At 57.8% G+C, this 11,072-nt stretch carries 12 protein-coding genes; 10 read left to right on the plus strand and 2 right to left on the minus strand.

Going from position 1 to position 11,072, the window contains the following annotated elements:
* Positions 1-76: 76 nt before the first annotated feature.
* The 5 genes from ACFSAG_RS14875 to ACFSAG_RS14895 all read left to right on the plus strand — a co-directional run bounded on the left by ACFSAG_RS14875 (position 77) and on the right by ACFSAG_RS14895 (position 6,282).
* On the plus strand, positions 77-2,371 hold the full coding sequence (locus ACFSAG_RS14875; protein WP_465270200.1) for an efflux RND transporter permease subunit: 2,295 nt from the start codon (positions 77-79) through the stop codon (positions 2,369-2,371).
* On the plus strand, positions 2,368-3,087 hold the full coding sequence (locus tag ACFSAG_RS14880) for a HupE/UreJ family protein (protein ID WP_381516439.1): 720 nt from the start codon (positions 2,368-2,370) through the stop codon (positions 3,085-3,087). Before ACFSAG_RS14875 ends, ACFSAG_RS14880 begins: the two co-directional genes overlap by 4 nt.
* A 12-nt stretch (positions 3,088-3,099) precedes the next feature.
* The gene (locus ACFSAG_RS14885; protein WP_381516441.1) at positions 3,100-3,744 is read left to right on the plus strand and encodes a transmembrane anchor protein; all 645 of its coding nucleotides are present in this window, start codon (positions 3,100-3,102) and stop codon (positions 3,742-3,744) included.
* An 11-nt stretch (positions 3,745-3,755) separates the two neighbouring features.
* Entirely contained in the window at positions 3,756-5,087 is a 1,332-nt protein-coding gene (locus ACFSAG_RS14890) for an MFS transporter (RefSeq protein WP_381516443.1), read from the plus strand.
* 607 nt (positions 5,088-5,694) lie between these two features.
* Complete coding sequence (locus ACFSAG_RS14895; protein WP_381516446.1) at positions 5,695-6,282, plus strand: lytic transglycosylase domain-containing protein; 588 nt, start codon at positions 5,695-5,697, stop codon at positions 6,280-6,282.
* 33 nt (positions 6,283-6,315) lie between these two features.
* Here the strand turns inward: ACFSAG_RS14895 and ACFSAG_RS14900 are convergent, their stop codons facing one another.
* Both ACFSAG_RS14900 and ACFSAG_RS14905 read right to left on the minus strand, forming a co-directional pair.
* Positions 6,316-6,855, minus strand: coding sequence for a hypothetical protein (locus tag ACFSAG_RS14900; protein WP_381516448.1), 540 nt, complete (start codon positions 6,853-6,855; stop codon positions 6,316-6,318).
* 76 nt (positions 6,856-6,931) lie between these two features.
* Positions 6,932-7,294: a hypothetical protein gene (locus tag ACFSAG_RS14905; protein WP_381516451.1), complete on the minus strand. Its 363-nt coding sequence runs from the start codon at positions 7,292-7,294 to the stop codon at positions 6,932-6,934.
* A 344-nt stretch (positions 7,295-7,638) separates the two neighbouring features.
* On the opposite strand from ACFSAG_RS14905, the gene ACFSAG_RS14910 reads away from it, so the two are divergent.
* From ACFSAG_RS14910 to ACFSAG_RS14930, 5 genes are all read left to right on the plus strand, one after another.
* A complete protein-coding gene (locus ACFSAG_RS14910) occupies positions 7,639-7,953 on the plus strand; it encodes a hypothetical protein (RefSeq protein WP_381516454.1) in 315 nt (104 codons plus the stop codon).
* 64 nt (positions 7,954-8,017) lie between these two features.
* Positions 8,018-8,302: a type IV conjugative transfer system protein TraL gene (traL, locus tag ACFSAG_RS14915; RefSeq protein ID WP_381516457.1), complete on the plus strand. Its 285-nt coding sequence runs from the start codon at positions 8,018-8,020 to the stop codon at positions 8,300-8,302.
* 1 nt (position 8,303) lies between these two features.
* Entirely contained in the window at positions 8,304-8,876 is a 573-nt protein-coding gene (locus ACFSAG_RS14920) for a type IV conjugative transfer system protein TraE (RefSeq protein ID WP_381516460.1), read from the plus strand.
* Positions 8,873-9,673, plus strand: coding sequence for a type-F conjugative transfer system secretin TraK (locus tag ACFSAG_RS14925; RefSeq protein WP_381516463.1), 801 nt, complete (start codon positions 8,873-8,875; stop codon positions 9,671-9,673). The genes ACFSAG_RS14920 and ACFSAG_RS14925 overlap by 4 nt, the downstream gene beginning before the upstream one ends.
* A partial coding sequence (locus ACFSAG_RS14930) for a TraB/TrbI/VirB10 family type IV secretion system protein (RefSeq protein ID WP_381516465.1) occupies positions 9,670-11,072 on the plus strand: 1,403 nt, incomplete at its 3' end. The genes ACFSAG_RS14925 and ACFSAG_RS14930, both read left to right, overlap by 4 nt.

Genomic DNA, 11,072 nt, shown 5'->3' on the forward strand with positions numbered 1-11,072 from the left:
ACGATGAGACCAAAACACTCCTTAAATCACAACATCAAATCTGTGCCATTGGTGCTGACGGGGAACACTCGGCACGATCTTCATGCTGACCGGAAGCAACCCACGCATCGTTGCGCAGGCAGCTGCCGAACGGCTGGAAGCGATTAATAAATCGCTGCCGTCCGGTGTCGTCGCGCAACCGCTTTATGACCGCACCGAGCTGGTTGAGCGGACGATTAGCACGGTCGAAAAGAACCTCGCCGAAGGCGCATTGCTCGTCATTGTTATCCTGTTCCTGCTGCTAGGCAATGTCCGGGCGGCATTGATCACGGCGGCAGTCATCCCTGTGGCAATGTTGATGACGCTCACGGGCATGGCAGCGGGGCGCGTGTCGGCGAATTTGATGAGCCTTGGCGCACTTGATTTCGGACTGATCGTCGACGGCGCTGTGATTATCGTTGAAAACTGCCTGCGCCGCTTGGGCGAGGCACAGCACCGTATGGGACGCCTTCTCGACCGTGACGAACGGTTTGGTCTGGTTGCCTCAGCAAGCAGCGAAGTCATTCGTCCGTCGATATTCGGGGTGATCATCATCACAGTTGTCTACTTGCCGATATTCGCCCTGTCCGGGATCGAAGGCAAAACCTTCCATCCCATGGCGATTACGGTGATGCTGGCGTTGACCGCAGCGATGATCCTTTCGCTTACCTTCGTGCCCGCCGCGATTGCGATGTTTGTGACCGGCAAGGTTGAGGAGAAGGACAACCGGGTCATGGCTTGGGCGCGTGCGCGCTATGCCAGCATATTGGATCGCACTTATACGCGCGGGAAGTTGCTGATTGGCTTGGCGCTCGGACTGGTTGCGATCAGCGCTTATGGCGCAACGCGGCTGGGGTCAGAGTTTATCCCCAATCTCGATGAAGGCGACATTGCCATGCACGCATTGCGTATTCCGGGCACCAGCCTGGGGCAAGCCGTACAGATGCAGGAAGTGCTTGAAAAGCGCATCAGCAAATTCCCCGAAGTCGAGCGGGTTTTTGCCAAAATCGGGACGGCCGATGTTGCCACCGATCCGGTGCCGCCTTCGGTTGCCGATAATTTCATCATGCTGAAAGACCGCAAGGACTGGCCCGATCCGCGTAAACCACGCACCCAGCTGGTTGCCGAACTGAACGCGGCGGTGCAGCAAATTCCGGGCAACAATTATGAGTTCACGCAGCCGGTACAGATGCGGCTGAATGAACTGATTGCGGGCGTCCGCGCCGACGTTGCGGTCAAGTTGTTCGGCGAGGATCTTGACGAACTGCTGGCCTCTGGCGGTGAAATCGAAAAAATCGTCTCATCGATTCCGGGCGCAGAAGATGTCAAATTGGAACAGGTCACAGGCCTGCCAGTACTTTCGGTCACACCGCGCAGGGCAATGCTGGCACGATATGGCATCAATATCAGCGATGTTCAGGATGCGGTCTCGACGGCAACCGGCGGGCGTAATGCAGGCGAAGTGTTCGAGGGTGACCGCCGTTTCGCCGTTGTCGTCCGATTGCCAGAGGAGGCGCGCACAAATCTCGATTTGCTCGGCAGTTTGCCCATCCCGCGCACCGGCGATGGCGGCACTGAATTTGTGCCGTTGTCGGAGATTGCAGATATCGAACTGTCGGTCGGTCCCAACCAGATCAGCCGCGAGAACGGTAAGCGCCGGGCCGTGATTACGGCCAACGTCCGGGGACGCGACCTGGGTTCATTCATCACCGAACTGCGTGCCAAGGTCGAAAGCGATGTCGCGCTGCCGGAGGGCTATTATGTACAATATGGGGGCACGTTCGAGCAACTCCAGTCAGCAGCGACGCGTCTCCAAATTGTAGTGCCGCTGGCATTGGTTCTGATCTTCGGATTGCTGTTCATGCTGTTCGGGTCGACGCGTGACGCAGCAATTGTGTTCTCGGGCGTGCCGCTGGCACTGACCGGCGGTGTAGTGGCTCTTGCGCTGCGCGATATTCCAATGTCGATTTCGGCAGGCATCGGTTTTATCGCGCTATCGGGCGTCGCCGTTCTCAACGGCGTTGTCATGCTGTCATTCATCAAGGACTTGCGCGAACGCGGCATGGCGCTTGATGAAGCGATACGTGAGGGCGCGCTGACCCGGTTGCGACCGGTGCTGATGACCGCCTTGGTCGCCTCGCTTGGCTTCGTGCCAATGGCGCTCAACGTCGGTGCCGGTTCGGAAGTGCAGCGGCCATTGGCGACTGTCGTAATCGGGGGCATTATTTCCTCGACTATCCTGACGCTGATCGTGCTGCCCGCGCTCTACCGCCTGATTCATGGCCGGGAAGAGCGGCCTGCTGATGATACCATCTCCACCCCATCGCCAGGCCTGGCGCAAGGAACCGCATGATGAATTTTATGTCCGCCAAGAAGGCCAATCACTCATTAGTCTGGGTATTTCTGACCATATTGCTGTTCCTCGCAACGGGCATTGCCGATGCTTATGCCCACGGCGTCGCCGAGGGCGATCAGGGCTATGTCCAGGAAGTCAGCGGCGTGCAATTCATGCCCTTCATGTATCTGGGCGCAAAGCATATGGTGACCGGATACGACCATCTGCTGTTCCTGTTCGGCGTCATCTTTTTCCTTTACCGGATGAAGGACATTGGCCTGTATGTAACCCTCTTCGCCATCGGCCACTCGACGACGATGCTGTTCGGGGTGCTCACCGGGATCAGCGCTAACGCTTACATCATCGACGCGATCATCGGCCTGTCTGTGGTCTACAAGGCGCTCGATAATCTCGGCGCCTACCGCCGCTGGTTCGGGGTGCAGCCCAATACAAAGGTCGCAACTCTGGTCTTCGGTCTCTTCCACGGCTTCGGGCTGGCAACCAAGATCCAGGAATTCGAGATGTCGAAAGACGGCTTGCTGCCCAATCTCATCGCCTTCAACATCGGTGTCGAGATCGGCCAGTTGCTGGCCTTGTTTGGCATCCTGATCCTCATGGGTTTTTGGCGCAGAACCAAAGGGTTCGGCCGTTATGCCTTTGCCGCCAACGTCCTGCTGATGACAGCAGGCTTCGTTCTGCTCGGCTATCAACTCACCGGCCTCGCCGTCACTTAAGGAGTAATCTCGATGTTCAATTCCCAATTGCCCAGCATATCCGACCTGCCGACATCGCGCCAGCTTTTAGGTTCTACACTTGTCGCCATCGCAGGCGCAGCAGCGATTTTGGTCACGGTCGTCCTGCCGTCCGAATATGGCATCGACCCTATCGGTGCAGGACGCGCCCTTGGCCTGACCGAAATGGGCGAGATCAAGACGCAATTGGCGCAGGAGGCAGCAGCCGACCGGGTCAGTGAAGCCGCTAGGGCTTCTAATGACGGCGCTGCCAGCAGGGTACCAACTGCAGACCAAGAAACTGCTCCGGGCAGAGCCGATGCCCAGTCACCTGATGCCGCAGTCCGTAGCGACCAGACAGAGGTCGTGTTGAAACCGGGGCAAGGTGCCGAAGTCAAGGTCGCTGCTGCCAAAGGCGTACGTATCGGTTTTAACTGGTCGGTGCAGGGCGGCGTTGTCAATTATGACACCCATGCCGACGCGCCTGGTATCTCTTACCATGGGTACGGCAAAGGCAAGCAATCCGGAGGTGAAGCCGGCACAATTGTTGCCGCATTTGACGGAAAGCATGGCTGGTTCTGGCGCAACCGCACAGAAAACACCGTGACCATCGTTCTGAAAACCAGCGGTGCTTACACCGATATCAAGCGCGTCGTTTGAGCTGCTGAGCGATGTTGACAATCCTCGCCAATCGAACCTACCGGAACCTGCTTACAGCACAAGTGATCGCGCTCATCGGAACCGGACTGGCGACGGTCGCACTGGGGCTGCTGGCCTATGACATAGCGGGTGCGGATGCAGGTGCAGTCCTTGGCACGGCGCTTGCGATCAAGATGATCGCCTATATCGGTATCGGTCCCATTGTCGGTGCCTATGCCGATCGCCTGCCTCGCCGCGCATTTCTGGTGGCGATGGATATGATCCGCGCCGGGGTTGCGCTGATGCTGCCTTTTGTCGACCAAATCTGGCAGGTTTATGTGCTGATCTTCGCGCTGCAATCCGCTTCGGCGGCCTTCACCCCGACTTTTCAGGCGACCATCCCCGACGTGCTTCCAGACGAGGCGGAATATACGCGCGCGCTGTCGCTTTCTCGGCTCGCTTACGATCTTGAAAGCCTGCTCAGCCCGATGCTGGCAGCGGCGTTGCTCAGCGTGATCAGCTTCCACTGGCTATTCGGCGGCACCGCAATCGGCTTTTTCGGCTCGGCACTCATGGTTTTGTCGGTGACGCTGCCGCGGTCGCCCGCCAAACCTCGCCAGGGCGGCATTTACGCGCGGACCACACGCGGGATGCGCATCTACCTCAAAACCCCTCGCTTGCGCGGCTTGCTCGCCGTCAATCTTGCAGCCGCAGCGGCAAGCGCGATGGTCATCGTCAACACCGTCGTGATCGTGCGTGACACCTTCGGCTTAGGGCAACGCGAAGTGGCCCTGTCGCTCGCGGCCTATGGCGGCGGCTCGATGCTCGCCGCGCTGGCCTTGCCGCGCCTGCTCGACCGGATCGAGGGCCGCGCTGTGATGCTCGGCGGCGCTGTGGTTCTAACAGCAGTCCTCGCTGCGCTGGGCCTAGTGTCTGGAGGCATGACGGCGTCATTCTGGCCCGTTCTGCTTGCTGGCTGGTTTATCATGGGGATGGCCTATGCGGCAGCCCTTACGCCATCGGGCCTTTTGCTCCGACGCTCTGCTCAGGCGGAGGATCGGCCCGCCGTTTTCGCCGCGCAGTTCGCGCTAAGCCATGCTTGCTGGCTGATTGCCTATCCGCTCGCTGGACAAGTAGGTGCACGGTTCGGACAGCAGTTCGCATTCTACTCGTTGGCCGCGGTTGCACTTTTTGGTGTCGCAGCCGCACTCTGGCTGTGGCCCACGCGAGATCCAAAGGAGATAGAGCATGAACATCCCGAGCTTCCGGATGATCACCCTCATCATAGTGTTCACCGAGCAGGCCAATCCAGTCACGCACATGATTTTATGATCGATGATCTGCATCATAAATGGCCGCGCTAAGCCCGGGTTATTGGAGAAACACTGATCGTACGCCAGGGTTGAAATCATCTATGCATTGAGGCTCGATGGCACATCGCCCAACAGCCATGACCCGCCGTTTCCAAATCTGCGAGATTTAATCATAATCCGTGTTGATTGACTCTGAGGCATTTTTTTGGTCCCTTGCAGGAGCGTTCGAACCACCAAGCACGCGGCTCCAGGGAGAGTTGTTGTGCTCAAACGAAAATTGCTAAAAGCTGCCATTACGACAAGCCTGGTTTTAAATTCGCCTTGTCTCTTCGCCCGCGAGGTAACCTTACTTGAGTTCACTACCGACTCATCGGCGAGGTTGGCCTCTGCCTCGGCACCTAGTGCCGGAGTTTTCGGTGAGCTAATCTCAGAAGCGTTGCCGGCCGATAACCAAATTGCAGGCCCTTCAACCCAACCACATCCGGTGTTAGATTTGATGTCTGCCGAGTTTGTTCGTTCCCTTTCTTTATCAACCCCGACACAACCAAAACTGTTCGACAGCTTGCCAACGGCCGGGATTCGCATTCCGATATGGATGCGACCTAAGCGAACGGCCCTCTCCTCCCATTTTCAATCCGCCGCGCTTTTCAGCAGTAATTTGTCAGGGGGGAGCTTTGATCGATGCGATGGCGGAGGTTTCTCGCCAGCTTGGTGGCTCGATCCGAAGGTCGAGGCACGAAGGGCCTATCATTTTGCCATGGTTGCCGCTGTCGCATGCGAATTTGGCGTACCCACATCGTTGCTCGATGCCGTGATCGCGCAGGAATCCGGATATAAGCATTGGGCGCTCAGCCACAAAGGTGCGATGGGGATGATGCAGATCATGCCGGGAACCGCGCGTCAGCTTGGGCTCGCCGATCCTTTCAATTCTCTGGCGAATATGCGGGCAGGTGCGCGTTATCTGCGCGAGCAGCTCGACCGGTTCGGCCGCGTCGATTTGGCGCTTGCTGCCTATAATGCCGGACCCCACCGCCGCTCGCTGCGTGAGGGGCGCTTGCCGATCATCGCAGAGACGCTCAACTATGTCCGCACGATCATGACGAACTGGGCAAGACTGGCACCGCGCAATGTGGAAATCGCCACTGTGGACCGCGGCGCCATTGCCGCTGCGGCTGTGGAAAGCTCGGGCTTTAGGAGTGTAAACCTGGTCCGATATGACGGGCTCAGCCAAGCTCAGGCGTTTTGAAGACGCTGCGCCGCCTTTGAAAATCTTCGGTCATTAACCAAGAAGCGAAGTCTCGTTTTCGATCACACGCTCTTGGTGCCTGACGATCGTGTCGATCGTGCGTTTAGCGGCCTCGCGCAATATGGCTGGTTTCACGACCAGCTTGATACAGCCTTGCCGCACTGATGTAATTTCCTCGAGATATTCGCGGAAATAGTCGCTGGTGTGCCTGATCTCCATGGCATCATAGAGGCTGACATCGTGCAGCCAAGCGACGGCAATGTTCGCCCTAATCGGGTCGATCCCAAGCGCAGAAAAAGCCTTTTCCCGCAGTTCCTGCGTGAGTTTGTTCTGGCCTGACAAGACACGGCTGACATAGGAACGCGACCGTCCCAAAGGCCCGACCAAGAAGCTGATCGGGCGCGATTGGCGTTGGAGCTCGCTGTTGATCAAGCTGCGATAGCCATGCTCTTCCCAGCAACAATCGAACCTAGCCTGGTCGTCGATCATGAAATCGAAAACAGGCAGTGCGGCGGCGTCCGACGGGGTCGTGTCGGTTGCAAGGTGCAGGTTTCTGGATCCATTCGATGGCATCGTCCGGGGCCTCCCCAATTAAGACTATGTTTTAACATAGTTTCATGAGTCAAGAGGCAAACGCTCTAAAGCCGGTTCAGTATAGATCATTCTTTACCGCGATATGGAGCAAATAGGCGATCATTGTTCGGTCAAATACGCGGATGTTGGCAATTGCCGAAAGCCTGGCCTTTAACGCTTCATAATGCTGGCCCCAGGAAGCGTGCATGTTCAGATAGACACGAACATCGCCTTCCAGCTGGGTTGTTCGGATGAAGGCGTCAAAGTCATCACCGTCAAACTGACCTGCGTTCATACAGGCGCAACATGTCTCGACAGCGCTTCTAAACGTTGAGAATCGGCAGGTTTTCTTGGTCTGCATGGCGATTGCGTCAGCAGCGATGTCGATAAATTCCCGGCTCACCAAGAACCGAAATGCCTTGTTTTTCCGATCGGCCAACCCTGCCTCCCTTGAGCGTTTCGAACCCTTCTTGCCGGTTGCCTTAGTCCAAGACCAGCCTGCGAATCACCCTGTGGGGCGCGACATGTCTCGCATGCGCGCCAAGACGCAACGATCGTTGCGCAGACTTGCAAGTCGGCATGCGCAACGTGAAGTATAACGCCAAATATCTGCAATAAACTGTGCGTGAATACGCACGCTTGCCATCGATTCCATGCAACCGCAGACCGAATCACTCAAGCGCGGTGGCATGAAACCTATCCTTCGTTGCGTACTCATCGCAATTTCTGCTCCTTCTTGAAGTCGTAATCATCACGACAATTCAATCGAAGAGAGGAATGGAAATGCGGACTAAGTTAAAAATATCCGGACACATCCTGGTCCAGGCCGGTCTCGTGCTAGCGACTGTGTCTGTATTGGGTGCCGGAGCGGCAATGGCCGGGGCCGATACAACCTTCAATTCAGCGCTGACGAGCTTCACCGGTTTCCTTGAAGGGTCCGGCGGCAGGATCATCACCGTGTTGTCGCTCGCGGGCGGGATTGTCGGGCTTGCATCCGGGCGGTTCAGCCTAGGCCAGGTCGCAATTCCGGTCGGCGTGGGCGTCGGTGCCGGCACCGGCGTTCCGATCGTCACCGCCGCGGTTACCGCGACGGTCTGAATGGTTTCCGGGGCTGGGCCGCTTGCGGGCCGGTCGCGGGAACAGGCTGAGGGTGGCGCTCGTCATGAATCGATACACAATCCCTGCACATCTCGATGATCCGGAACTGATCGGATTTTGGACGCTGGACGAGTTTCTGGCGATGATCATTCCCTTCACTTGGGGCGTGCTGACGCAACACATCATCATAGGATTAATCTTAGCCTGTGCGTGCTGGTGGTTCTTACGCAAATTGAAAGCCGGTCGTGCTGTGTCGTGGATCATTCATACCGCCTATTGGTACCTTCCGGGGTCCTTCATGCGGCTCAAGGCAACGCCACCCTCTCACCTTCGGTTGATGGCCGGCTGAGATGGAACTTGGCTTATCCCATTCGCAATCGCAGCGCCTCTTGAAGCAACGCAATTTGCTCGCAGCGGTCGCCGTCCTGCTCTTTGCCCTTACCATCGTGCTGACCCTGCTGGCTGCAAGCCGCGACCGCGAAGTCGTGCTGCAGCCGATTTTGGCCAAGCCCTTGACGCTCAGCTCATCAGGCGTTCCGAACGACTATCTCGAAATGGTCACGCGCGATGCAGCCTTGCTGACGCTCAACCGGTCGCCCTCCAACCTGCAATATTGGATGGACTCGATCCTCTCGATCACCGACCCGCGCACGCACGGCAAAATGCGCGCTGAACTGATGAAAGTTTTCAACGAGCAGAACGGCTCGAGTGTTTCGCAATATTTCACGATCGAGAAGCTGACGGTCGATCCCAAAGCGCTGACCAGCGAGGTCAACGGCATCATGCACACCGTCGTCGGATCGAAGGAAGTTACAGCCGAAGCCCGCACGTTCCGCTTCGTCTGGACCTACACCGGCGTGTCCCTGAAGCTCGCTGCCTTTGGTGCGATCAAGAAAAAGGACGAGAAAGGGGAGGGCGCATGATGACCCAAATTGCTTGGGGGATTGTAGGTGCGGGTGCCGTGCTCATGTCGCGACCTTTGTCATACTGCGGCCGCCCTGTGGGCTGCATCATGGTCGGACTTGGACTGGTGCTGTCAGCCAGCCCGGCGTTTGCCGATCAGTCGATATTGGCCAAAGATAATGGCCAGATTGACTGCGTGGCGTCGGCAAAGGACCTCACACGGATCAGCCTCAATGGCGATCAGTTCGCATCGGTTTCGAAGATTTCGACAGGAATTCCAACCGAAGACTTCCAGATTGTCAACGAACCCGTACGAGGCGACATTTATCTGTCGGTTCCCGACGGGTTCTCAAAACCGCAGCTCTCCTTTTTCGGGACGACACGCAAAGGCTTTGTCTACAAGTTCCTGTGCAAGGTCAAAGGAGCCGACGCCGAACAGATTTTCATCTCGAATGCCAGCCTGTCCGAAGACAAGGCACGCGATTGGGAGTTGCGAACCTCGCCTGAAGAAACCGCGGTCAGGCTCGGGCTTGCAATGTATGCGAACCAGTCGATCGAGGGCTTCGACATCCGGCAGACCATCCTTGAACCCGTGATGATTGGCCGCCTTCAGGTTCAGCAAATCAGCGAATATCTTGGCTCCGAGGTACGCGGGACCGTGTTACGCGTTCGCAACCTTGGCAAGCAGCCCCTGCTTCTCGACCAGACGATGTTTTCGCCAAGCGGAACCGTCGCCTTCATGGCTCCGACCCCGGAACTCGCCCCCGACCAAGAGAGCGCTGTCTATCTCATTCAGTCGAACGGAGGCGCAAGATGAGGCTCACCGACATATTCCGCAGGCAACCCAAAGCGCTCGATGCAGGCATCTCCGCAAACGAATTGAGTCCTGTTGGCGACGCCATGGCCTCCAACGAGGCGGTCAAGCGCAAGCAGATGTTGCTCCTGAGCGGAGCGGGTGCCGTCGCGCTGGTCCTCGGTTCGATCTATATCTTTGACGAGGGCACAAGTGCGGCCGATGACAGTCTCGAAGAGAAGGTGACCGAAGTTTCGACCGACGACATGGTCAACAAGAGCATGTCGGAGAAAGAGTGGCGTGCGCAAAGCGAAGCGCAGCTACAGTCGATGAACAACCAGATGCGCTCGCTTGCGGCGCGCGCCCAGCAGGCCGACCAGCTCGAACAGCAATTGCAACGCGTCAGTGGCCAGAACGGTGCCATGACGGAAGACACGCAGCGCGTTCTCGGTGCCTATCAGCAAGAGAATGAACAGCTGAAAGCTGCGCTCGCAGCAGCGCGCCAGTCACCGGTCATGGGCCCGCAGGGCGGACCCAACGCGCTTTACGGGCGGCAATCCCCGCCGAACTATGCGCAAGCAAACCCCAAGGGCGGGACACAACCGCTGACCCCGTCAGGCCAGGCGGCAGCGGCTGCAGCCGGACTCCCTGTCGCGCGGGGCAGCGAAGTCAAGCTGGTGTCGTTCGGCGATACACCGGCCGGAACGGGAATGCCGGTCCCCAAAGGGAATACGGTCTACACCGACAGCACAAGCTATCTTCCGCCCAATTCGATTGCCGTCGCCAAGGTGATTGTTGGCGTGGATGCGAGCGCCAGCGTTCAAAGCCAGAGCGACCCGCTACCGGTCGTACTGCGGATTACCGGGCCGGCACGGTCGGTCTATGACAATGGAAGATTGCTGACCACCAACATCACCGGCTGTCTGGTCAATGGCGCTGCGCGCGGCGATCTCAGTTCGGAAAAAGTCTATGTCAAACTGCAGCGCATGACCTGTCCCCAGCCGGGCGGCCGTTATGCCGTCAGCGACGTCAAAGGGTTCATTGCCTTTGGCGGCAAGACCGGCGTGCGCGGCCGTGTGGTCAGCCGTGAAGGCTCGCTTGTTGGTCAAGCGTTCATAGCCGGTCTTGCGGGCGGTTTTGGCCGGGGCTTTTCGGCCAACACCCAATCGCTGTTCCAGGGCACCAACGTCAGCGTCGATGGCAAACGCCAGAAATTGGGTACGGGCGACATTCTGGAAGGCGGAATAGGCGAGGGGGTCGCGACCTCTGCCGACATGGTCTCGAAATATCTCATTGAGCGCGCTGAGCAATATCAGCCGGTCATCGAGATGCCGACCGGGATCGATGTCGAAATCTGGACTTGTAACGGTTTCGTGCCGGTCACCTATCTCATTATGCCACCTTGGCCTCGAATGCGAGCGGG

Source organism: Sphingorhabdus buctiana (genome assembly GCF_042680825.1).
In the GTDB taxonomy this organism is placed as follows: domain Bacteria; phylum Pseudomonadota; class Alphaproteobacteria; order Sphingomonadales; family Sphingomonadaceae; genus Sphingorhabdus_B; species Sphingorhabdus_B buctiana.